This window comes from Phycicoccus elongatus Lp2 (genome assembly GCF_000367525.1).
GTDB classification, from domain to species: Bacteria; Actinomycetota; Actinomycetes; order Actinomycetales; family Dermatophilaceae; genus Phycicoccus_A; species Phycicoccus_A elongatus.
On sequence record NZ_HF570956.1, the window covers coordinates 1516484 to 1539490 of the forward strand.

The window sequence follows — 23007 nt, forward strand, 5'->3', positions numbered from 1 at the left end:
CTCGCTTCATGTCGGCGCTGTGGCGGTAGGCGAAGGCGTTGTCGGTCATGACGCGTTCGATGACGGTGATGCCTTGGGCGGCGAAGTACGCCGCAGCCCGCTCCAGGAAGTCCGCGCAGGTGGGTCCTTTCTCGTCGGGCAGGACTTCGGAGTAGCCCAGCCGGGAGTAGTCATCGATCAGCGAGTGGACGTAGTCGTACCCGATCTTGTCCCGCTTGCCCTTGGCGGCCTGGGTGGCAGCCAACCCGTGAGCGCGCCACCCGCCCCCGTCAGGGATCTTGCCGAGCTTCTTGACGTCCATGTGCACCAGTTCGCCCGGATAGTCGCGTTCGTAGCGTTCCGCGCTCTGTTTCGAGGACCTGATCACCTCCCCGGTCATCGGGTCCAACTCGCGCAGGTACGGCATCTGGTGACGGCGCAGGATCCGTGAGACCGTCCGCGCCGGCACGCCCACCTTCGGTCCCAGGACGTCAGGGCCTTCACGGTCCGTGACCCGCGCTCTCAGGACGGCTTCCTCGACCTCGGGAGCCGTCCTGCGGGGGCTGGTGCGTGGGCGTGAGGATCGGTTCGCCAACCCGCCTTCCCCTTCAGCGGCGTGACGACTGATCCACGTCGCGACGCACTTGCGCGAGACCCCCATCGCCGCCGCGATGTGCGCCTGTTTCCATCCCTGCTGATGACGCTGGACGATCAAGCGGCGGCCATGAACAGTTAAACGGGCATTAGCGTGGGACACGAGAACCTCCGGGTTGGAGTGGGCCTTAGACAAGCCACATCCCACCCGGAGGTTCTCCCGCGTTCAAGCACCCACACTGCTACCAACCTCCTGGCCGGGTACATCTAGGGCGTGGGGCGTGCCGGGCTTCGTGGAACCGGGGAGGCAAACCCGGTTTGCTCGACTAGATTCATGGCCAGCAGATGTACGGCGAGTGAACGCGCCTCTCGCACGCAGGAGATCCATGACAGAGCAGGACCCGGGACCGACCGGCGGCGCCGACCGTCTCGATCGGCACCCGGCCATCGACTACGGGCTCGACGCCAAGGGCGAGCAATGGTTCCTCAAGGCGCTCCAGGCGGCCACGCCCGGGCTGACCTTCCTCCTCCAGCGCTTCCAGCGCGGCTGGCTGCGCACCGACCTGCTCGCGGGTCTCGCCGTCGCGGCCTATCTCGTCCCCCAGGTGATGGCCTACTCGGCGATCGTCGGCGTGCCGCCCGTGGCCGGCCTCTGGACCGCCTTGGCCGCCATGCTGGTGTACGCCGTGATGGGTGGCTCCCGGGTCCTCTCGGTCGGCCCGGAGTCGACCATCGCCCTGCTCACCGGCCTGGCCATCGCCCCGATGGCCGGCGGCGACCCGGGCAAGCTGGCGACACTGGCCGCTGCCCTCTCGCTCATCATCGGCTTCTGGTGCCTGGTCGGCAGGGTCCTGCGCCTGGGCGTGGTGGCCGACCTGCTGTCGCAGCCCCTGCTCGTGGGATACCTGGCCGGGGCGGCCGTGCTCATGGTCGTCGGCCAACTCGGCAAGGTCACCGGCACGACCGTGCAGGGCGAGTCGCTCGTCGACCAGATGGTCTCCTTCACGCGGGGCCTGAACGGCACGCACCTGGCCACGCTCTGGGTCGCGCTCGGCACGCTGGCGCTCATCCTGCTCATCCACTTCCTCCTCCCGAAGTGGCCCGCCGCCCTGATCGGCGTCGCGGCCGCCACGGTGGCCTACGGGGTCTTCGACTGGGGACGGCTGGGAGTCAAGGCGGTCGGGGCCGTGCCCGACGGCATACCGGTCCCGTCGATCCCTGTCCTGAGCGTCGGCGAGCTCAAGGCACTGCTGGTCGTCGGGCTCGGCGTGGCAGTCATGGCCTACAGCGACAACATGCTCATTGCGCGAGGCTTCCCGGCGCCCGCACTGCCCGGTGAGCGGCCGAGCGAGCGGGACGTGGACCCACAGTCCGAGCTCGTCGCCCTCGGCGGCGTCCATGTGGCCGTCGGGCTGATCGGCGGCTTCCCCGTGTCCTCCTCCGGGTCGCGGACCGCCCTGGCCATTGCGAGTGGTGCGCGCACACAGGTCTACTCGCTGGCCGCGGCGGCTGTCGTCGTGGTGGTCCTGCTCGTCGCCGGGCCGATCTTGCAGTGGATGCCGCAGGCCGCCCTCGGGGCCGTGGTGCTTTATGCCGCAACGAAATTGGTCCAGGTGTCGCAGTTCCGGAGGCTGTGGGGCTTCCGTCGCCGCGAGTTCGCCCTCGCGCTCGTGACCCTCTTCGGGACCGTCTTCTACGGAATCCTGGCCGGCGTGGGGATCGCGATCGCGTTGTCGCTGTTGGAGATGGGCATCCGGCTGGCCAGACCACACGACGCGGTGCTGGGTCGCGTGCCCGGCCTCGCGGGGATGCACGACGTCACCGACTACCCCGGCGCCCAGACCCTGCCCGGCCTCATCATCTATCGCTTCGAGGCCCCCCTCTTCTTCGCCAACGTCGGCGAGCTGCGCCGTCGCGTGCAACTCGTCATCGACCGCGAGACCGAGGCCTATCCCGACGCACCACCGCGATGGTTCCTGCTCAACGTCGAGGCCAACACCGAGGTCGACATCACCGCCGCCGACGGCCTGCGGGAGCTGCAGGGCGACCTCGCCGCCCAAGGAGTGCTCCTCGGCCTGGTGCGGCTCAAGCGCGATCTCTACGAGCCGTTGCGTCGCGCCGGCGTCGTCGACCTGATCGGTGAGGACATGTGCTTCCCCACGCTCCCCGTCGCGGAGGAGGCCTTCGTCGAGTGGGCCAGGACTCACCCCCGAGTGGTTGGGTGACCCCGGCCGGACCATTTTGTTTGTATGCCGCGGGGTCAGGTAATCTGCGTGGGCGCGCTCGCGCGCACGGCCAGGTAGCTCAGTTGGTACGAGCGTCCGACTGAAAATCGGAAGGTCGACGGTTCGACCCCGTCCCTGGCCACCACCAACGCCGCTGGTCAGACCGCCTCTGACCTGCGGCTTCCCATCTCCGGGCTCGTTGCGCCGTGGTGCCCGACTGCCCGCGAGTGACCGCCAGAGGCCCCCGTTGGCCGGGAGATGCGGCACGCGCGACAGTTGCTTGGCGGCGATCCGTTCTCCAGCGGCCACCCGGGAAACCGCGTAAGAGCCACCACTCCGCGGGACTCCTACCCTGCGGTGTGCTGCGCGCCCTGCACGACGCCGGCCGGGGCGTGCCCCGTGACGTGAGTGTGGTGGGCTTCGACGACATGCCCGAGTCCGCAAACTTCGTCCCACCGCTCACCACCACGACGCAACCTCACGACGCAGACTTCGCCACCGCGGGGCAACCGACACGGTGCGGCCGGCGACCATAGGCTGTTCAGGTGTCCCAGCCCTTGTCGCCGCGGCCGCTGACCACCCACCGACCACAGCGGGCCCGAGGCCACATCGCCGTCGCCACCTTTCTCGCCTGCGCTCTCAGTGCCTGCTCGGTCACGTGGACACCGGGCACCCAGACGTCGCCGACTGCCAGCACCTCTGCCGAGCCCTCATCCGCGCCGTCCGCGACTCCCACGCCCACCCCCACGGAACCGACCTGGCCGAGCGCGCAGGCCGTTGCCCAGGAGAACGCCAAGCCGGGCGAGGAAGGTTGGCTGACCGGCATCAGCGACCCACCGGGAGGCACGATCGAGGGCTTCACCGATCGGCCCAGTGTCCGCCCGGGTGAGTCGCTCAACGTGCGCATCCGCTCCAGTGATGGTCCGGTGATCGTCACGGCATACCGTTTCGGCCATTACGCGGGTGTCGGGTCCCGCAAGGTGTGGACCTCTCAGCCGGTCACCTCGGTCACCCAGCCGGCAGCCACCTACACGGCGGCCACCCGCTCCTGGTCGGCGTCCAACTGGAGCCCGTCGCTCACGCTCGACACCACCGATTGGCCACCGGGCAACTACGTCCTGCACCTGGCACCGAGCCGGGACCCACTGGCCAAGGGGGGCCTCATCCCGCTGACCATCAGGACCCCGACGATGAGGGGTGCCGTGGTCCTGATCAACGCCAACACCACGTGGGCGGCCTACAACCATTGGGGCGGCACCAGCCTCTACAGCGGCAAGACCGGCTACGCCGACCGTGGGTACGCCGCGTCGCTGGACCGCCCCATCGACTTCGGCGCGGGCACCGGCGACCTCATCGCCAACGAGCGCCCGCTCGTCATGCTCGCCGAGGAACTCGGACTCTCCCTGGGTTATGCGACCAACTCGGACATGCAGGCCGACCCGCACCTGCTCGACGGGGCGACCGCCGTGATCTCGCTCGGGCATGACGAGTACTACAGCCAGGCCATGCGCGACATCCTCGTCAGGGCCAGGGACTCAGGCACCAACATCGCCTTCCTCGGAGCGAACGCGATCTATCGGCAGATCCGTTTCGAGCCCACGCCGCTGGGGTCGGAGCGACTGGTCATCAACTACAAGGACGGGTCGCTGGACCCGATCATGGCGACCAACCCGAAGGCGAACACAGGGTCGTGGCGCTCTCCGCCCTTCTCGCGGCCGGAGAGTGACCTGACCGGGGTCTACTACCAGTGCAACCCGGTCAAGGCGCCCATGGTCGTGGCCGATGCGTCGTCGTGGGTGCTGGCCGGCACCGGTCTGAAGGTGGGCGACAAACTGGCCGGCCTGGTTGGTTCCGAGTACGACCAGGTGACCCCGAGCGCGCCGACGCCACGACCCATCGAGGTGCTCTTCCATTCACCGGTCACTTGCAAGGGGGACGCCCAGTTCTCCGATGTCGCCTACTACACGACCTCTTCGGGCGCAGGCGTCTTCGCCAGTGGTACGAGTTCGTGGGTGTGCGGGATCCAGGCCGATTGCAGCGAGCACGGCAAGGACCCGGGGATCGCCCGCACGATGCGCACCATGACGGTCAACCTGCTCACCACCTTCGCCGAAGGCCCCGCCGGGCGCAGTCATCCAGCGATGGACAACCTCGACGCGCTGAACATCTCGACCCGCACCATCCACGACCGAAAATGAGCGGTGGTGACCGTCGGATGTCTCCGTGGGTGAGACAGCCCCCGGGCTGGGTCATTCCCAACGCATTGCCAGCACTTTCGTCATAGAGTCATCCCATGGGGTTCTTCACCCGTGGGGGGATGAAGCACGCTGCCAAACGTGAGGCACGTGCGTGGTCAGGCCTGCCGGTTCGCGGACTGACAGCCCTGCTTCTCGTCGCGGCAACGACCGGGGTGGTCGTGTCCGCCGTTGGGGACGCCCCGGCGCAGACGACCCCGGATGCCACCGGGTCGTCACAGGCCTCACGCGGGTCCGAGCTCGCCGCCCTCGTCGCCCGCTCGGGCGCGCGCAAGTCGCCAGCATCGATCATCGCAGAGTCGATGGCCCAGGTGGAGAAGGATGCCCTGGCGGCCGAACACGCGACCGACCTCGCCCCCGATGAGGCGATCGTCGCCGATGCGCCACCGACCGCCGGCCACAGCATGCTCTTCCCGCTCGTGGCTCCCGTGACCTCGCCCTTCGGTTACCGCCTGCACCCCATTCTGGGCGACTGGCGACTGCACACCGGGGTGGATTTCGGGGCCCCCTGTGGCACGGCCGTCGTCGCCACCAAGGACGGGAAGGTCAGTTTCACCGGGCCTGTGTCCGGGTATGGCCTGAGGATCGTCATCGACAACGGCACCCTCGACGGCAAGACCCTGCAGACCGCCTTCAACCATCTGTCGGTCATCGGGGTGCGCCCCGGCCAGGACGTCAAGGCGGGTGACCCGATCGCCCGGGTGGGCAACACCGGCCTCTCGACCGGCTGTCACCTCCACTTCGAGGTCATGGTGGGCGGCGCCTACACCGACCCGATGCCCTTCCTCAACGGTTTGCCCTCGACGGCCGTCATGACGGTGCCCACCATCATGACCGCCTCACCTTCCCCTTCGCCCTCCCCTTCCTTGTCGCCGTCGCTCTCGCCGTCACCGAGCCCGTCCCTCACGCCGAGCCCGACACCCACTCCGACGCCGTCCCCGAGCACGACACCCACCCCGACGCCGTCCCCGAGCAAGACACCGACGCCGACGCCGACAGCCACGGCCACGGCCACGACGTCACCAACGCCCTCGACCAGCGCGCGCACCTCGTCATCACCGTCGGCGTCCGGCACCGGCTCGCCCTCCCCGATCGGCACAGCGACCCCCTGAGGTCGCAGGCCATCGACGGCGCCCGTGCCCGATAGTTCCGCACCCCGTCGTCCAGGGTGGGACGAGTATTTCGTCAACATCGCCCGGGCCGTCGCCGAGCGCAGCGACTGTCGGCGCCGCAAGGTCGGTGCCGTTCTCGTCGACACCGGTCGCCGCATCGTCGGCACCGGTTACACGGGGGCGCCGAGTGGTCACCCCGGTTGCCTCGAGGGAGCGTGCCCGCGCGGACTGCTGTCCTACGACGAGGTCAAGGAGTTCAGCGCCTATGACTCCGGCCCCGGACGCTGCATCAGCGTCCACGCCGAGGCCAATGCCCTGCTCTACGCACGCCGCGACCTGCGTGACTGCACTGCCTATGTCACCTGCCAGCCCTGCCCGACCTGTGCCAAGTTGCTCGCCGGCGCCGGCCTGTCGAGAGTGATCTACCCCAGGGACCAGGCCGATTGGCACAGCCCCCTGGTCTCCCTCGACCTCCACGACCCCGACGCGGTGGCCGACCCTCAACGCGCTTCGAGCACCACGTAACGCACGCCGAAGGGATCCCCCACCCAGGAGCGGTATGCCGTGGGGGCCGGATCCCGGCCGTCCGCCAGCAAGGCTCCGGCCAGGACCTGGAGGGGAGCCCGTCCCCCGAACCACAGCTGCTCCGCGAGCGACGGGTCGAGCGCCAGGAGCGCCTGAGGGTCCATCGGGCGGCCCAGCTGCGGATGACGGTCACCCGTGGTCTGCATCGGTGCCGGTGAATCACAACGGAACTCATCAGCGCCGACGGCTCGCGTCCACGCCGCATCCACCGTCAGGGAGCGCCGATCGAGGTGGCCGGGCGCCTTCTCGGTGCGGGTCGCGCAGCCATCAGCGACCACGACCAGGCCCAGCCGCAGATCACGCGGCTCGCCGACGACGAGAGACTCCCCGGCCGAGCGGCAGGCCTCCACCGAGGCATCCCACGGAACCTCGTGCACCCCATCGGCCTCTCGCGGAAGGAGTTCGGTGGCCACCCGCGCGCCGACGGACCGGCCGGAGTGGCGCCGGTCCGGGTCGCTGCCGCAGATCACGACGAGCCGATCCACCTGTGCCGCAACAGATTCGACGGCCTCCACGCAGGCAGACCGCAGGACGGGATCGGGATCGGTGCGGCCGGCATACTCCGGGAGCAGGAAGGGTGGCGAGGGCACCAGGGCCACGGCGGCGATCACATGAGCCCCCGGGTGGTGCGCAGGGGAAGCAGGTCACCGGCAATCACCGAGACCATGTCGAGGACGTCACGGGTCTCGCGGACCTCGTGGACGCGATAGATGTGCGCGCCCTGCCAGGCAGAAATGGCCGTGGTGGCCAGCGTCCCCGGGAGTCGCCCACCGACGTCACGGCCGAGTGACTCCCCGACAAAGTCCTTGTTGGACAACGACACCAGCACCGGCCAACCGAGCGCCACCAGTTCGTCCAGACGCCGGGTGCACTCCACCGAATGCCAGGTGTTCTTGCCGAAGTCGTGCGCGGGGTCGATGACGATCCGTTCCTTCTCGACGCCCGCCGCGAGCGCGCGCTCCGCCTGCCAGGTGAGCGACTCGATGACGGAGGCCACCACGTCGTCGTACTCGACACGATGGGGGCGGGTCCGCACGCGTTGGCCGCCGGTGTGGGTGAGCACCAGCGCCGCACCATGGGCCGCGACGACGGCCGGTACCTCGGGATCGACCCCGCCCCAGGCATCGTTGACGACATCGGCCCCGGCGGTGAGCACCGCGTCGGCCACCTCAGCGCGATAGGTGTCGACCGAGATCGTCAGGTCCCGGAACTCGGCACGGAGCCCTTCGACGAAGGGCACCACGCGCCGCAGTTCCTCGCCCACGGTCACCTCCTCCCCCGGTGCCGCCTTGATCCCACCGATGTCGACGAGGTCAGCCCCCTGGGCGACGGCCTGTCGCACCCGCGCATAGGCGGGCTCGTCCTCCCACGTCGCACCCTTGTCGTAGAAGGAGTCCGTGGTGCGGTTGACGATCGCCATGACGAGGCGGTCGTGCGCGGCATACTCCTTGCGCCGCAGGCGAAATCTCACGAATCGTCCTGGCGTCGCGGGTCGACCTCGGCCAATGGGTCGAGCGAGATCGCGGGTGGCCGTTCCGCGACGTCGACCTGTCGCCACCGCGCGGCGAAGCCGCCCTCGACGGGGTCGAACTGCTGCAACGCGACGACCCCGGCATCGGCGGCGGACCGCTCGCCGAGTCGGCGTTCGACAGCGGCCATGACCTGGACCGCCATCGGGCCGAGTGTGTCGTGACGGTGATGGCGATGGGCGCGGCGGCCGAGATCGACCTGGGCGATCGCCTCCGGCCCATGCGCGCTGGTCGTGTCGAGGAGGGCCGCGATCTCGACTCCGTAACCCACCGGCACGAACATCCGCGCGAACGCTGACCGACGGATCGCCCACTCCCCCGACAGCGGCTGGATGATGTGCGCGAGCTCCGGGGCGTTGAGCGCGAGCAGGGGCCGCGCGACCAACTCGGTGACCCGGCCACCGGTCTCGGCCTCGCGGCCGGTCGCGTCCAGGAGCGGTCGGTGGTAGACCGCCTTGACCAACTGGATGCCCGGCTCGAGGAGCAGTGGGCCCAGCAGGGCGGGCACGAAGTGCGGTCCCCACTCGATCAGATCGGCGTCCAGGAAGGCCAGCACGTCACCGGTCGTGATGTGGAGTGCCTTCCACAGTGCCTCGCCCTTGCCCTGAGCCGGGCCGAGATCCGGCCGGATGTCGCAGGCCCGGTGGACGATCGCTCCGGCCGATCGAGCGCGCTCGGCGGTGGCATCGACGCTGTCCGAGTCGATCACCACCAATTCATCGACCAAGGGCACCTCATCGACCCAGGCCCGGCGCACGACCTCGACCACCGAGCCCACCGTGCTCTCCTCGTCGCGGGCGGGGATGACGACGGTCACGTGGTGCCCGCCGCGGTGCTTGGCGGCGAGCAGGTCCTCGACACTCCACGTCGTCGGGTCGCGCACGTCGTCCGTCGAGGCAGGAGTCACGGGAACCACCCTAGGGTTTGGTATGCCGCGGGGCTCAGCCACCCGTGAATCGCGCCTCTCGCTTCTCGCGAAACGCCATGACACCTTCGAGGAAGTCGTCAGTGCGCAGCAGCGTCGATTGCCCGCGTTCCTCGCGGGTGAGGGTGTCCTCGAGGGACAAGGTGGCGGCGTTGATGGCCCGTTTGGTGGCCGTCGACGCGAGCGGCCCGCGACTGGCCAGAGCGGCGACCACGTCCTCGGCGCGCCGGTCGAAGTCGCCTGCCGGCACCATCTCGGAGACCAGTCCCCACTCCTGCGCGGTCGGACCGTCGAGTTTCTCACCGGTGAGGGCCAGCCGCATGGCCCGGGCCCGGCCGATGTTGGCGGCGACCAGCGCGGTGGCCCCACCGTCGGGCATCAGACCGATCCGCGCGAAGGCCAGCACGAAGGATGCCGCCTCCGAGGCGAGCACGTAGTCGCAGGCGAGGGCGATCGACACTCCGGCACCGGCGGCGACTCCGTGGACGAGCGCGACCGACGGGGTCGCGCCGTGGACGAGGGCACGCACCACCTGCCCAAGTCCCACCAGGGTTGCGTCGAGCTCGCCGGACCCACCCGGCTCGCTGTTGCCCAAGGCCGCACCCGAGCAGAAGCCGCGGCCGGCACCCGCCAGGACGATGACCCGCACCTGCGGGTCGATGTCGAGTCGGTGGATCGCGTCGGCGAGGTCGGCGAGCATCTGCGGATCGACGGCGTTGAGCCGGTCGGGAGCGTTGAGCGTGATCCGTCCGACCCCCGCCCGGGTGTCGACGAGCACGGTGTCTCCGTCGCTCACGAGGCTCCCCGGTTGTGCAGGCGCCGGCGATCGGCGATGAAGAGGTCGAAGGTGAGGCGTTCGATGGTGATGATGGCCGACTGCACCCGCTCGAGTTGGTCGACCAGACCACCCACCCGCTCGGCGCGATCGGGGGCTTCGACGAGGAGCCCGCGGTTGTCCATCATCTTCAGGCCCGTCTCGAAGAGAAGCGCGGACACGGGCTCGGCCGAGTCGATCCGGCGCTGCGCGAGGTACTGCTCACCCAGTGCCAGGGCCTCCTTGACGACGGCCGGGCGATCGATCGGGCCTTCCGTGCGTGAGACGACGTCAGCGACGATGAGGTAGGCCTCGATGAACGGTCGCAGCAGGAAGGACGCCGTCAGTGGAGCACGTCGCATGAGCAGCGCGCGCAGGTCCACCGGGTCGCTGGTCAGCCGTTCCTCCCAGTCCTTGCCGGCCCGATCGGCCTCGGTGCGCACCTGCTCGAGGAACTCACGGCGCTCGGTGAAGTAGAACTCGAACTTCAGCAGGTCGCGCAACTGCTGCACGTCCGCCCAGAAACGCTCGATCCGCTCGGCCGGTGGGGCCTGAGCGGCCATGACGATAGCCATCTCGCACAAGGCGCTCACGAGGAAGACGTGAATGATCGAGTTGCGATAGAAGGTCGCCTCGAGCTGTTTGTCGGTCCCGATGCGCCACACCGTGTCCCGCGCACCATCCACGCGGGTCACGATGCCGCCCGGGACGGCGAGGGCCTTGAGCGTCGACTCGACACCAGCGATGTCCTTGAGGCCCCGACCGCTTCCCACGACGGGCACGCCCCGACGATCCATGTAGGAGACGGCGGTCGACACCGCGGTGTGGACCTGACTGGTCGTCAGCGCCATCCCTCGCGTGCCGAGCAGCACACTCGTGACGAGCGCCACCGAGGTGACCGGGGTGGCCTCGTTGATCCTCCACGCGACCTCGAAGGCGGTCTTCTGCAGGGCGAGGCGGCGGGCATCGGCGTCGGTCGTCGTGGCCCCGCCGGGGGCGCCCAACGCGGCGCGCATCGACACCGGCTCGGGGAAGCGGACATAGATCTTGCCGAAGTTCCGCTCGCCCTGGGCCTTGATGAAACCGAGGAGCCAGGACATACCCTCTGCCGACTTTCGACCGCCCCGGGCGTAGTTGGCATACTCCCCGATCTCGTGCAGCTGGTCGAAGGTGATGGACACCGGCTGCAAGGAGATGTCGTCGACCCGGCCGGCCAGGTAGGCCTCAGCCGTGTAGCCGAGCAGCCCCAACTTGGGCGGGAGCATCTTGCCGGTGCGTGACCGCGTGCCCTCGATCGACCACGAGAGGTTGAAGCGCTTCTCCGCGAGGTATCCGACGAACTCCTTGAGCACGTACTTGTAGAGCTCGTCCCCACCGAAGCTGCGCCGGATGAAGATGGTCCCGCTGCGGCGCAGGACCACACCCAACGGCCCGAACGCCATGTTGATGCCGGCGAAGAGGTGCGGCAGGGGGAGCCCGTTCTCATGGAGGGCGACGTTGAGGACGGGTGTATCGAGGTTGGAGCGGTGCGACCAGAGGAAGATGACCGGAGTCCCGGACACGGTCTGCCGCAACCGATCCAGCTCGGCGGGGACCACGTCGATGTCCGGGTCGAAGCCGCGCTGGAAGACCATCCGCTGGATCCGCGGCACGAGGTCGACGAAGAGTCGACCCCACCCGGTGGCCAGCTCGTCGAGGATCTCCTCGGCCCGCGCCTCGGAGGCCTGATCGGGACCGACTCGCCGGGCGAGCTCCTGCAGCCCGCGGCGGAAGTGCGCCGAGTGGAGGATCTCCTCGGTGAGGAAGCCGGGTGACCGGAACTCCGGCCCGAGCACGGCACGGTCAGCGCGCTCGAGCGCCAGCCTGGCCCGGCGGGCCACGAAGCGGCCGAAGGCCTCGGCGTCGGCCGTTGCGCCCTGGTGCGATTCGGAATACCGCTGCTGCAGAAAGCCCACGGTGCCTGGGATCCCGGCGATGACCGGGGCGCGATCGGGATCGGCATCCGCGATGGAGCGTTGGTTGCGAGAGGCCGGGTCATATGGGTTGCGTCCGCGGAGCAGATCCGAGATGGCCACTCGCCGATTGCCGTCCTTCTCCCCCGGGCGCCACACCACGTGAGCCGGCAACAGCAGGACGTCGGGGTCGTCGAGGAGGGCGCCGAGGGCGGCATACGCCGCCGGTGTCCCGGAGAGCGGCGGCAGGGTGACCACCCGCACGTCACGATGCTCGGGCTCGACCTCCGATCGGACCCAGGCGCGCACCAGGGAGTCCTCGACCGGAGTCCGGGTCGAGGCGAGGACGACGACGTTGTCGTGGGAGCTCATGTCGTCATCCTCCGGTCAGTCGTGGGTCGGCATCGTCGGTCGGCCAGTCAGCCAGGAGGTCGAGGTATGCCGCGCGCACCTCGTCGATGCGCTCCGTGAGTTCCGCGCGGGTCCAGGCGGAGACGTCGATCGGGGGCAGGACCGCGATGTCGATGACCCCACGCTGCACGGTCAGGGAGTCGCGTCCGGCAATGTCGTCGGCGTTGCGAATGACGATGGGCACGATGGGGATGCCCGCCGACATCGCCATGACGAAGGCACCCTTCTTGAAGGGGCCCACCTCGTGCGTGTCCAGACGGGTGCCCTCGGGTGCAACGATGATCGAGAGTCCCTGTGCGGCAAGCTTTTCGACCTCGTGCATGGCGTTGACGGCCTTGGCGCTGTCGGCCCGGTCGATGAAGGCAATGTCCATCAGCCGCCCGAAGGTGCCGAAGAGCGGATTGGTCTTCAGCTCCTTCTTCGCGACCGCGGTGAAGTCGTGCTTGACGACGGCGGCCGCCATGAAGGCATCCATCTGGTTGCGGTGGTTGAAGATGAAGACAGCCGGCCGCTGCGCCTCGGCGTTCGCCGCGCCGAGGATCGTGAGGCTGACGCCGTGGCTGTCGAGGAGGAACTTGGGCCAGGTCGAGGTGAGGACGTTGAGCCCGTCCCACTTCCTACCGGTCATCGCCGCCCGGGCCGTGCCCAGAGCCGTGATCGGCCCGAGAGCGCCGAAGCCCACGGCAAAGCGCGCGGCGTTGGTGACCGCCGACGTCCCCCGGGAGCCATAGCGCGAGATCGGCCAACCCCGCCGCTCGGCCACTTTGGTCAGGTGCGGTCCCGGATTGGTCGGCCGAGGGTGCCCCACGAGATGCATGAGCGCGACGTCCTCGTCCCCGTCGGCGTAGAACCACGCCCGGGTCAGGTCGAGGCCGTGCTCGGCGGCATACCGCTGGGCTGCGGTCGCCTTGCCCTCACCCCAGATGATCGGGTCGACGACCTCGCCGGTGACCCGTCCCTCCTCATCGACGACGAACCGATTGCAGACCACCTCGTCGACGCCCAGGTAGGCGGCGACCGGCTCGACCTGCATCGAGGTCGCGGACGAGCAGAGGACGACGGTGTGCCCGCGCTGTTGGTGGGCGCGCACGAGCGCGCGTGTCTCGGGGTAGAGCAGGTCGGCGATCTGGTGCCGGAAGATCTTCTCCCCCAACGCATCCAGGTCGGTCTCCAACTGCCCCGCGAGCGCGCGCGCACCATCGGTGATGAGTTGGTCGAAACCGGCCCGACCGATCTGGAAGTCGATGGCCGTCGTGATCAGGCGCAGCGCCTCGGCCGCCTTGACCTCCCGCGAGCGTAGCCGCTCCTTGGAGTGCACAAGTGCCGTGAACCCGGCCACCAAGGTGCCGTCGAGGTCGAAGAAGGCGGCGACCGCAGGCCCCTCCTCGGAGGCGAGCACCTCGGCGACCGATCCGGGCCGTCGTGTCGTCGGGCTCATGCGCCGGCCCCCTTGCGGGCGGACGCCTTCTTCGCCGTCGCCTTCTTCGCCGTCGCCTTCTTCGACACCGTTGTCTTCTTCGACACCGTTGTCTTCTTCGGCGCCGGTGTCTTCGATGACGGCGTCTGCGATGCCGTGCTCTTCCGCGCCGACGGCGTGCGTTGGGCGGCGGGGGCAGTTTTGGCAGTCGCCTTGCGGGGGGCGCGAGGAGCAGACGGAGCGGGGGCGAGAACCTGCTCGAAGGCCGCGTCGAGGCACCGCTCGAGCAGGGCGACATCGCGGATCGCCTCCGGGTCATAGCGGACCGCGACGTCCAGTCGCTCGGGAGTCGTGACCGCCACGGAGGTGAGCGCGTTGCCGGGAACGGGCCCCACGGCATACCGCTCGACAACCGTGGCCTTGCCGACCGATCCCGCGGCCGCGACCACATGGCTGACCGCGACATCGGCACCACGCGTCGGGCGGGCAACGACGTCGACGAAGCCGGTGGGAAGCAGCGGCAACAAGCGGCCCAGGGACTCGACCCTGTCCTGACTCGGAGCGAGCGCGCGACGCAGCACGGCGGGGTGGCTGGCCGCCGTGATACCGAGGGAGGTCAGGGGCAGGCCGGACTCGGCGTGATAGGCGATCAGGGCCTCGCGGATCGCCGCAATGTGGGCACGCTGACCACCTCGATGCGTCGGGGCCCCGTCGGCACGGGACCGCGGGTAGGAGCGCAGGATGATGGCCCGTTCGGTCCCACGGCCAGCGAGCAGGGCCGAGCCCTGCACGGCAGCCGGCGGCGTCACAAGGCCCGCAGCACGGTCGACCGCGCCACGCCAGTCGGTGACGGCATGGATCGCGAGACTGCCGACCTCATGAACCCCACTGACCGCGAGACCCGCTGCGCGCCAAGGGAGTTCGCGGACGCCCTCGCGGGCCAGGTCGGCCGGTTCGAGATCGGTGGGCACCGGGATGGGCCCGAGGTCGGCACTGTCGTGGCGACTGTCGAGAGCGATGTCGAGAAGGTCGACGGGCACCTCCTCGACGCGCAGCAAAGGACTCGCGGCGGTGAGGATGGCTCCACCCTGACCGACGCCGTCAACGCAGAGGACTCGCCACAGTGGTGCGGCGGGGTCGAAGGGCTCGGCGAAGAAACGCTCGGCGAGCTCGAGCAGGGCGGCGCGGTCACCGGGTGCGGCCAACGCGATATGGCGCACGTGACGGTCGAGCACGAAGTCAGGGTCGATGACCCACCGCGGCTCGGTCGTCGCAAAACTGGGCTCGACGGGCCGGGACCGCAGCGCGGGGACAGAGCGGCTGGCTCGATCGATGCGCGTCCGCACGAGGGTCCAGTCCGGGGTCGAGTCCAGGACGGCGAGGCCACCGACCGTCGACCGCGAGCGCGGGTCACGGTCGCCGCGGAGCAGCACGCGGTCTTCAGGGCTGAGGCGAGAGGGTGTCATCGAGGCTTCACGGGTCGGGGGAAGGCGTTCCCCAGACCCTAATGGTCCGGGCGTGGCCTGCCCACCGGGTCGCGACGAAACGCACACCGCCAGCCCTCAGGCCTGGTGCAGCACACCGGCTGTGAGCAGGTCTCTCACCTGCTCAGGGTCGAACCCCTTCTCGAGGAGGTATGCCGTGGTGTCGGCTCCCGGCGCACGACCGGGCGTGGGTTCGCCAGGCGGCGTGGCCGAGAAGCGCGGGGCCACGCGCGGCATCCGAGGGCCGTCACCGAGGTCGACGAAGGTGTCCCGGGCCCGGTGGTGGGGATGGTCGGCCACTTCGGAGAGGGCGAGCACGGGTGCGACGCAGGCGTCGGTGTCGGTGAAGATCGCCGTCCACTCGGCGCGGGACCTGGTCAGGAAGCGCGCCGCGATGGCCGCCCGGTGCTGCTCCCAGTGCTCGCGGTCGTCCTGGCCGCCCTCGAGCTCGACCTCCAGGAGTCGCACGAACTCCTCGTAGAACTGCGGCTCGAGGCACCCGACGGCCATGTGGCCACCGTCGGCGCACGCGTAGGTGTCGTAGTAGGGACGCCCGCCGTCGATGACGTTGGCGCGGCGGGCGTCGACCCATTGCCCGGCGGCGAGCATCCCGTGGAGCATGGAGGTCAGGGATGCCGCGCCGTCGACCATGGCGGCGTCGACGACCTGGCCCGCGCCGGTCCGCTCGCGGGAATGGAGCGCGGCCAGGACTCCCATGACGAGGAAGAGCGAGCCACCACCGAAGTCGGCCACGAGGTTGGCAGGCGGCATCGGCTGGTCCGCAGGACCGGAGACGTGGAGGGCGCCGGAGATCGCGGCATACGTGATGTCGTGGCCGGCGCGCCGGCCCAGCGGTCCGTCCTGACCCCAGCCGGTCATCCGCCCGTAGACCAGGCGCGGGTTGCGTGGCAGGAGCACCTCGGGACCCAGGCCGAGGCGCTCGGTCACGCCGGGGCGCAGGCCCTCGATGAACACGTCGGCGGCGTCCGCCAGCCGGCGCACAACCTCGACGCCCTCGTCGGTCTTGAGGTCGACGGCGACGCTGGGGCGGGAGCGGTCGAGGCCGGCGAGGCCGACCTGGGGGGTGCCGTGGGCGGGTGGTCGATCGATCCGCACGACGTCGGCCCCGAGTTCGGCGAGGAGCATCGCGGCATACGGCGCCGGGCCGATGCCGGCGAGCTCGACGACGGTGAGGCCGGCGAGCGGTCCGCGGCGCTGGGTCATGGGGAAAACCTAGCGCGAAGGAAATAGTTGAAGATTCGAGTAAACGGGTCTAGAGTCCATCCTGAAAGTTCAACCGACAACCAAAAGAGGAAACTGACATGAGCGTCCCCATCCCGGCCGGCACCTACGTGATCGACCCGTCCCACACCGAGGTCGGCTTCGTCGCCCGTCACGCGATGGTCACCAAGGTCCGCGGCTACTTCCGCGCCGTCGAGGGTCAGATCGTCGTCGCCGACGAGTTCGCCAACTCCAGCGCCACCGCCACCATGAAGGTCGACTCCGTCGACACCGGCAACGGCGACCGCGACGGCCACCTGAAGTCGGCCGACTTCTTCGACGCCGAGAACACCCCGGAGATCACCTTCGTCTCCACCGGCATCAAGGACGTCAAGGGCGACGAGTTCACCCTCGTCGGCGACCTGACCATCAAGGGCATCACCAAGCCGGTCGAGCTCGAGACCGAGTTCAACGGTGCGGCCACCGACCCCTTCGGCAACGCACGCATCGGCTTCTCCGCCGAGACCGAGGTCGAGCGCGAGGACTGGGGCCTGACCTGGAACGCCGCCCTCGAGACCGGTGGCGTGCTCGTCTCCAAGAAGATCAAGCTCGTCCTCGACATCAGCGCCATCAAGCAGGCCTGAGCACCACCCCATTCGAGGTGTTACCGACACAGGATCTGTGTCGGTAACACCTCGATTCAGTTGGGGTGCAGCTCGCGCAGCCCCGGCAGCACCTGCTCGCCGAGCGTGCGCAGGAAGCGCTCCTGGTCGTGGCCCGGCCCGTGGAGCACGAGGTGGTCGAAGCCGAGGTCGGTGTAGAACCGGACCGCGTCAACGACGTCCTCCGGTCGAGACGCCACGATCCACCGCTTGGCCACCTGCTCGATCGGCAGGGCGTCGGCCGCCTCCTCCATCTCGCGCGGCGAGTGGATTGAGTGCTTCTGCTCAGCGCTCAGCGACAGCGGCGCCCAGAAGCGCGTGTTCTCCAGAGCCAGGTCAGAGTCCGGGTCCCAGGACACCTTGATCTCGATCATCCGCTCGATCGGTTCCCCCGCACGACCAGCCTTCGCGCGACCCTCGGCGACCGCGGGAATGAGCTCATCGGCATACAACTCCCGGCCCTTGCCCGAGGTGCAGATGAAGCCATCACCCACGCGACCGGCATACCGCGCCACCATCGGGCCGCCGGCTGCGACGAAGACCGGCACCGGCTCATCGGGCCGATCGAAGATCCGCGCGTCCACGGTCCGGTAGTAGTCCCCCTCGAAGGTCACCGACTCCTCGGTCCACAGCCGCCGCATGAGCCCGACCGCCTCACGCAGCCGCGCGAAACGCTCCTTGAAGTCCGGCCATCTCCCGTCGGCAACCGACCCGACAGCGATCTCGTTGAGCGCCTCACCCGAGCCGACCCCCAGGAACACCCGCCCGGGCGCCAGGCAGCCCAAGGTCGCGAACTCCTGCGCGACGACTGCCGGGTTGTACCGGAAGGTCGGCGTGAGCACCGACGTCCCGAGAACCACCCGTTCGGTGCGGGCCGCGACGAAGCCCAGCCACGCCAGCGCATTGGGCGCATGCCCGCCCGTCAGCCGCCACGGTTGGAAGTGGTCACTGATCGTCACCGAGTCCAGCCCCACCTCCTCGGCCAACACCGCGTATGCCGCGAGCTCACCCGGGGCGAATTGCTCCGCCGACGCCTTGTACCCGATGCGAATGCCCATGCCCGGTGACGCTACCCGCGGAAGGCAGCCCCGCGGCATACCCGTGAAGGACACCGTCGCGACGGGGCCGCTGAGGCGCGCGGCGGTCCTATCGTGAGGCCATGAAGCGGTCCCGTGTGGTCCTGGTCGTCGCCGCCGTGCTCGGAGTCCTCGCCGGGCTCCTCGTTCCGCTTCCGGACAAGGTCCTCTGGTCCACCCCGTTCCTCGTCGGCCTGGCCGTCGGCGAGCTCGTCTTCGCCGGGGCCACGCTCTGGCACGTCTTCCGGACCGATCAGCCGGAGACCGAGAAGGCGATGGCCGATGCGGACGGCGGCCGGACCGAGACCGACATCGTCGTCGTCATCGGGGCCCTCGCGAGCCTCGCCGGCATCGCCACCGTGCTCGCCTCGTCCGGGGACAAGTCGGTCGCCCCGCTGGAGGCGGCGATCTGCCTGGGCGCGGTCGCGGCCTCGTGGCTGGCGATCCACGCCGTCTACACGATGCGCTACGCCCGGCACTACTACGTCAACGAGCGCGGGTGCGTGGACTTCAACAACGACGACAAGCCGAGCCTGGCCGACTTCGCCTACCTGGCCTACTGCCTGGGCATGACCTACCAGGTGTCCGACACCGACCTGAAGACCAAGGGCGTGCGGCGCATCGTCTTCTTCCACACCCTGCTCTCCTACGTCTTCGGCACGGGCGTGATCGCCTCGACGATCAACCTCGTCATCGGCATGGCCCAGTGACCCGCTCGGCCTGCCCCAGGGCCAGGATCGCGGGCTGAACGGGGCGCGGCGAAATTTGCACCCCGCATGTAGTGTTGGACCCACGACATAACACGATTCCCGGGGCCGCTCCGTGGAGTCGAGACCGCCCCGGGCACTCGACGGGTCGTCTCGATGCTCACGATGCGCCTCCGGCTGATTCCCCAAGGGGGTCACGCCATGGGGCGCGGCCGAGCCAAAGCCAAGCAGACCAAGGTCGCTCGCGAGCTGAAGTACTACAGCCCGGACACCGACCTGTCAGCGCTTGAGCGAGAACTCCACCACTCCACCCCGTCCGAGCCCGTCGCCCGTGAGGACGGTCGCCGGTCCTACGACGAGGACGACGACTACGAGCAGTGGGCCGCCGGACGTCGTTGACGCCGCACCAGGACAAGTTCCGCGTGACGCAGAACTTGGCAGGTCACGCAGCGAGAGCCGCGCGACACGACAGTTTCCGCGTCAGGCAGGAGTTGTGGTTTAGCCGCTGACCAGCGGGTTTCTGCCATGCTCACGCCATGAGCACTGACACCGGGTCCGCCCAGGAGGTCCGTCGCCTCGGCGTCGAGACCACCGGCATCGAGATCATCACCGAGGCCGAGCGCACCGCGGCCCCCCGCGACCTCTTCTGGCCGTGGTTTGCCGCCAACGTTTCGGTCTTCGGCATTTCGTATGCCGCGTTCGTCCTGGGCTTCGGCATCTCCTTCTGGCAGGCGATCCTCGTCACCGTCATCGGCGTAGTCGTGTCCTTCGCCCTCTGCGGCATCATCGCGATCGCGGGCAAGCGGGGTTCGGCTCCCACCATGATCCTGTCGCGCGCTGCCTTCGGCGTGCAGGGACAGAAGGTGCCCGGCGTCATCTCGTGGCTGGTCTCGATCGGCTGGGAGACCTTCCTGGCCATCATGGCCGTGCTCGCCACCGCGACGATCTTCGACCGACTCGGCTGGGGTGGTGGGACCGCGACCAAGGTCATCGCCGCGGTCGTCGTGGCCGCGATGATCGTGCTGGCGTCGGTCGCCGGCTACCACATCATCATGCGGATGCAGTCAGTGCTCACCTGGATCACCGGCGCGATCACCATCCTCTACGTCCTCATGACCCTCACCCACATCGACTGGACCAAGATCTCGGCCATCCCCTCGGGCAGTCTCGGCGCGACGATCGGCGCGCTCGTCATGGTGATGACCGGCTTCGGGCTCGGCTGGATCAACATCGCCGCCGACTGGTCGCGCTACCAGCAGCGCAGCGCCAGCGGTGGCGCGATCGTCGCCTGGAACACCCTGGGCGGCGCCCTCGCCCCGGCCCTGCTCGTCTGCTACGGCCTCGCGCTCGCCGGGTCCGACGACAAGGTCAAGGACGGCATCGCGGCCGACCCGATCGGCACCTTGGCCACTCTGCTCCCGACGTGGGTGCTCGTGCCCTTCCTCACCGCGGCGATCCTCTCCCTGGTCTCGGGTGCGGTGCTCGGCATCTACTCCTCCGGCCTGACCCTGCTCTCGCTGGGTGTGAAGATCCCGAGGCCAGCAGCAGCCCTCGTCGACGGTGTCATCCTCACCCTGGGCACCTTCTACGTCGTCTTCGTCGCCAAGAACTTCCTCAATCCCTTCCAGTCCTTCCTCATCACCCTCGGGGTGCCGTTGGCAAGTTGGGCGGGGATCATGATCGCGGACATCGCCCTGCGCAAGAGCGACTACGACGATGACGCCCTGTTCGACGCGCGCGGCCGCTACGGCGCCTGGGATTGGGTGTCCATCGGCACCATGATCGTCACGTCGATCATCGGCTTGGGCCTGGTCGTCAACAACTTCGCCGCCGACGCCACGTGGAACAACTGGCAGGGCTTCCTCCTCGAGCCGCTCGGCCTGGGCACCTGGAATTCCACCGACGGCTACTGGGAGGGCACGTTCGCCTATGCCAACCTCGGCGTCCTCTTCGCCCTCGTCGTGTCCTTCCTCGTCACCTACGTCGCCCGCCGCGGGAAGGTCGCCGCGCAGGAGGGCCGGGCGTGACGGCATACGAACCCGCGAGCAAGGACGAGTGGCTGGTGATCATCGACCCGCAGGCGATCTTCGCCTCGCCCAAGGCCTCGGCGTGGGGCACCGACGAATGGGCCAAGGCGCAGCCACACGTCGTCGCGCTGGCCGAGGCGTTCGGCCCCTCGCGCACCGTCGTCACCCGCTTCGTCGCCGACCCGGGACTCGGCGGGTCATGGGCTTCGTACTACGACGAGTGGGAGTTCGCGCTCGTCCCCGATGACGACCCCCTGTATGCCGTGGTGCCCGCCCTGCGTGACGCCGCCGACCACGTGGTCACCGAGGCGACCTTCGGCAAGTGGACCCCTGCGCTGTGCGCGGTCATCGGCCACCAACCGTCCTTCGCCTTGGCAGGGGTCTCCACGGACTGCTGCGTCATCGCAACCGCGCTGCCCGCCGCGGATGCGGGTGCAACCGTGCGTGTCATCGCCGACGCCTGTGCCGGGTCCACGCCCGAGAACGGCGAGCGCGCGCTCGCCGCCATGGAACTCTTCGCACCCCAGATCCAGGTCGTCCGATGAGCGACTCCCCCGAGTCGAGGTCTTTGGCGGGGGCTGGGACCCCCGCCAAAGACCACAACTCTGAGGGAGTCGGTGTCGGCCGGGCACGCCAGTCCGCGATCTATCGCGAGGGCGTCTTCGGGCGGACCCCGAAGGTGCCCACCGACGCGGCCGAGCTGGAGATCCGCGCCAAGGGCGCGATGTCCCGCGCCGCGTGGGGCTACATCGCCGGCGGCGCCGGAGAGGGCGCGACGATGCGCGCCAACCGGGCCGCTTTCGACCGCTGGCAGCTGACCCCGCGGATGCTCCACGGGACGACCAAGCGCGACCTGACGACCTCGGTCCTGGGCACGGACCTGCGCGCGCCACTCATGCTGGCTCCGGTCGGTGCCGGCTGCCTGGTCACCGACGACAGCGACGTCAAGATCGCGCGGGGTGCCGCGGCGGCCGGGGTTGCCCTACGTCTTCTCCAACCAAGGCTGCAACGCCCTTGAGGAGTCCGCAGCCGCGATGGGCGACACCCCATGGTGGTTCCAGCTCTACTGGTCGACCGACGAGGGGCTTGTCGACTCCCTGATCGGCCGGGCCGAAGCCGCGGGCGCCCGCGCCCTGGTGGTCACTCTCGACACGACCACCCTCGGGTGGCGACCCCAGGACCTCAACATCGGGCTGTTGCCCTTCTCCCGCGGCCAGGGCATCGCGCAATACACCTCCGACCCGCACTTCCGCTCGATCGTCGCAGGGCGGGTGGGCGCGGCAGCGAACGCGGCCAAGGAGAAGGTCCGCCCCACGATCGGCGCCGTGAAGTCCCTCGTCCAGATGTCGCGGTCACACCCCGGCGATTTCCGCGAGAACCTCACCTCCCCAGAGCCACGCGCCGCCGTCGAGACCTTCCTCGACATCTTCTCCAACCCGGCCCTGTCGTGGGACCACATCGCCACCTTGCGCGACCGCACGACCCTGCCCGTGGTCCTCAAGGGGATCCTGCATCCGGACGACGCCCGCCGCGCCTTCGATCTCGGTGTCGACGGCATCGTCGTGTCGAATCACGGTGGGCGACAGGTGGATCGGTCGATCGCCTCCCTCGATGCCTTGGTCAACATCCGTGAAGCCGTGGGTCGCGAACCCACCGTCCTCTTCGACAGCGGCCTGCGCACTGGCGCCGACCTCTTCGTCGCGCTCGCCCTCGGCGCCGACGCCTGCCTGCTCGGGCGACCGCCCATCTATGGCTTGGCACTCGACGGCTCGGACGGTGTGGCGGCGGTCGTCGCGAACGTCCTGGCCGAGCTCGACCTGACGATGGGGCTGACCGGGGTCGCGTCGATCGCCGACCTCGTGCCGGGACTGCTGACCCGCGCCTGACGCCGACCCGGACCGCTGGGGCGGCAAAGGCCCGGTCCCGGTGAGACGGGCGGCCGGCTCCGCACGGGATGCCGCCCAGTAGCGGCGTTTGCCGCCCCGGCGGTGCACCCAGGTCACCACCTGACGTCGGCCCCGCAGGGCTTCCC

Annotated in this window: 21 protein-coding genes, 1 tRNA gene and 1 pseudogene; 13 read left to right on the top strand and 10 right to left on the bottom strand. The window is 69.3% G+C overall.

Translation table 11 applies throughout. The features are described from left to right. On the bottom strand, window positions 1-736 hold a 736-nt coding region (locus tag BN10_RS16300; RefSeq protein WP_233354284.1), incomplete at its 3' end, for a leucine zipper domain-containing protein. 223 nt (window positions 737-959) lie between these two features. Between BN10_RS16300 and BN10_RS07160 the strand changes: the two genes are divergently transcribed. The 6 genes and pseudogenes from BN10_RS07160 to BN10_RS07180 all read left to right on the top strand — a co-directional run bounded on the left by BN10_RS07160 (window position 960) and on the right by BN10_RS07180 (window position 6690). Next, window positions 960-2798: a SulP family inorganic anion transporter gene (locus BN10_RS07160; RefSeq protein ID WP_010850548.1), complete on the top strand. Its 1839-nt coding sequence runs from the start codon at window positions 960-962 to the stop codon at window positions 2796-2798. Between the two features lie 68 nt (window positions 2799-2866). Next, window positions 2867-2943 (top strand) — tRNA-Phe (locus tag BN10_RS07165). 211 nt (window positions 2944-3154) lie between these two features. Beyond that, window positions 3155-3286: pseudogene (locus tag BN10_RS18075) on the top strand (substrate-binding domain-containing protein); the annotation flags it as partial. Window positions 3287-3343: 57 nt separating this feature from the next. After that, the gene (locus BN10_RS07170) at window positions 3344-4996 is read left to right on the top strand and encodes a N,N-dimethylformamidase beta subunit family domain-containing protein (RefSeq protein WP_010850549.1); all 1653 of its coding nucleotides are present in this window, start codon (window positions 3344-3346) and stop codon (window positions 4994-4996) included. A gap of 95 nt (window positions 4997-5091) precedes the next feature. Beyond that, complete coding sequence (locus BN10_RS15700) at window positions 5092-6165, top strand: M23 family metallopeptidase (RefSeq protein WP_010850550.1); 1074 nt, start codon at window positions 5092-5094, stop codon at window positions 6163-6165. A gap of 24 nt (window positions 6166-6189) precedes the next feature. Beyond that, entirely contained in the window at window positions 6190-6690 is a 501-nt protein-coding gene (locus BN10_RS07180) for a deoxycytidylate deaminase (protein WP_010850551.1), read from the top strand. Here BN10_RS07180 and BN10_RS07185 read toward each other — a convergent pair. From BN10_RS07185 to BN10_RS07220, 8 genes are all read right to left on the bottom strand, one after another. After that, a complete protein-coding gene (locus BN10_RS07185) occupies window positions 6666-7349 on the bottom strand; it encodes a class III extradiol ring-cleavage dioxygenase family protein (RefSeq protein WP_156917165.1) in 684 nt (227 codons plus the stop codon). The genes BN10_RS07180 and BN10_RS07185 overlap by 25 nt on opposite strands. 8 nt (window positions 7350-7357) lie before the next feature. After that, window positions 7358-8221, bottom strand: a complete 864-nt coding sequence (gene folP / locus BN10_RS07190; RefSeq protein ID WP_010850553.1) for a dihydropteroate synthase — start codon at window positions 8219-8221, stop codon at window positions 7358-7360. Beyond that, complete coding sequence (locus BN10_RS07195) at window positions 8218-9186, bottom strand: glucosyl-3-phosphoglycerate synthase (RefSeq protein ID WP_010850554.1); 969 nt, start codon at window positions 9184-9186, stop codon at window positions 8218-8220. Before BN10_RS07195 ends, folP begins: the two co-directional genes overlap by 4 nt. A gap of 34 nt (window positions 9187-9220) precedes the next feature. Next, window positions 9221-10000 carry an enoyl-CoA hydratase-related protein gene (locus BN10_RS07200; RefSeq protein WP_010850555.1) on the bottom strand — a complete coding sequence of 260 codons (780 nt, stop codon included), beginning with the start codon at window positions 9998-10000 and terminating at the stop codon, window positions 9221-9223. Beyond that, window positions 9997-12342 carry a glycerol-3-phosphate 1-O-acyltransferase gene (locus BN10_RS07205; protein WP_010850556.1) on the bottom strand — a complete coding sequence of 782 codons (2346 nt, stop codon included), beginning with the start codon at window positions 12340-12342 and terminating at the stop codon, window positions 9997-9999. Before BN10_RS07205 ends, BN10_RS07200 begins: the two co-directional genes overlap by 4 nt. Window positions 12343-12346: 4 nt before the next feature. Next, window positions 12347-13819, bottom strand: coding sequence for an HAD-IB family hydrolase (locus BN10_RS07210; RefSeq protein WP_156917166.1), 1473 nt, complete (start codon window positions 13817-13819; stop codon window positions 12347-12349). After that, a complete protein-coding gene (locus BN10_RS16310) occupies window positions 13816-15264 on the bottom strand; it encodes a wax ester/triacylglycerol synthase domain-containing protein (protein ID WP_010850558.1) in 1449 nt (482 codons plus the stop codon). The genes BN10_RS07210 and BN10_RS16310 overlap by 4 nt, the downstream gene beginning before the upstream one ends. A 96-nt stretch (window positions 15265-15360) precedes the next feature. Beyond that, window positions 15361-16506, bottom strand: coding sequence for a CaiB/BaiF CoA transferase family protein (locus BN10_RS07220; RefSeq protein WP_010850559.1), 1146 nt, complete (start codon window positions 16504-16506; stop codon window positions 15361-15363). Between the two features lie 98 nt (window positions 16507-16604). Between BN10_RS07220 and BN10_RS07225 the strand changes: the two genes are divergently transcribed. Then, complete coding sequence (locus tag BN10_RS07225) at window positions 16605-17147, top strand: YceI family protein (RefSeq protein WP_010850560.1); 543 nt, start codon at window positions 16605-16607, stop codon at window positions 17145-17147. Between the two features lie 56 nt (window positions 17148-17203). Here the strand turns inward: BN10_RS07225 and fgd are convergent, their stop codons facing one another. Further along, window positions 17204-18223 (bottom strand): glucose-6-phosphate dehydrogenase (coenzyme-F420), encoded by a 1020-nt coding sequence (gene fgd / locus BN10_RS07230; protein WP_010850561.1) that lies wholly within the window; start codon window positions 18221-18223, stop codon window positions 17204-17206. Window positions 18224-18324: 101 nt separating this feature from the next. Between fgd and BN10_RS07235 the strand changes: the two genes are divergently transcribed. The 6 genes from BN10_RS07235 to BN10_RS07255 all read left to right on the top strand — a co-directional run bounded on the left by BN10_RS07235 (window position 18325) and on the right by BN10_RS07255 (window position 22861). Further along, on the top strand, window positions 18325-18951 hold the full coding sequence (locus BN10_RS07235) for a DUF1345 domain-containing protein (RefSeq protein WP_010850562.1): 627 nt from the start codon (window positions 18325-18327) through the stop codon (window positions 18949-18951). Window positions 18952-19149: 198 nt separating this feature from the next. Beyond that, the gene (locus BN10_RS07240) at window positions 19150-19347 is read left to right on the top strand and encodes a DUF3073 domain-containing protein (RefSeq protein ID WP_040752894.1); all 198 of its coding nucleotides are present in this window, start codon (window positions 19150-19152) and stop codon (window positions 19345-19347) included. A gap of 137 nt (window positions 19348-19484) precedes the next feature. Beyond that, complete coding sequence (locus BN10_RS07245) at window positions 19485-20975, top strand: purine-cytosine permease family protein (RefSeq protein WP_010850564.1); 1491 nt, start codon at window positions 19485-19487, stop codon at window positions 20973-20975. Then, window positions 20972-21520 (top strand): cysteine hydrolase family protein, encoded by a 549-nt coding sequence (locus BN10_RS07250; RefSeq protein WP_010850565.1) that lies wholly within the window; start codon window positions 20972-20974, stop codon window positions 21518-21520. The genes BN10_RS07245 and BN10_RS07250 overlap by 4 nt, the downstream gene beginning before the upstream one ends. Further along, window positions 21517-21993 carry an alpha-hydroxy-acid oxidizing protein gene (locus BN10_RS18080; RefSeq protein WP_010850566.1) on the top strand — a complete coding sequence of 159 codons (477 nt, stop codon included), beginning with the start codon at window positions 21517-21519 and terminating at the stop codon, window positions 21991-21993. The genes BN10_RS07250 and BN10_RS18080 overlap by 4 nt, the downstream gene beginning before the upstream one ends. Beyond that, window positions 21935-22861: an alpha-hydroxy-acid oxidizing protein gene (locus BN10_RS07255; protein ID WP_324603519.1), complete on the top strand. Its 927-nt coding sequence runs from the start codon at window positions 21935-21937 to the stop codon at window positions 22859-22861. The genes BN10_RS18080 and BN10_RS07255 overlap by 59 nt, the downstream gene beginning before the upstream one ends. Window positions 22862-23007: the final 146 nt, after the last annotated feature.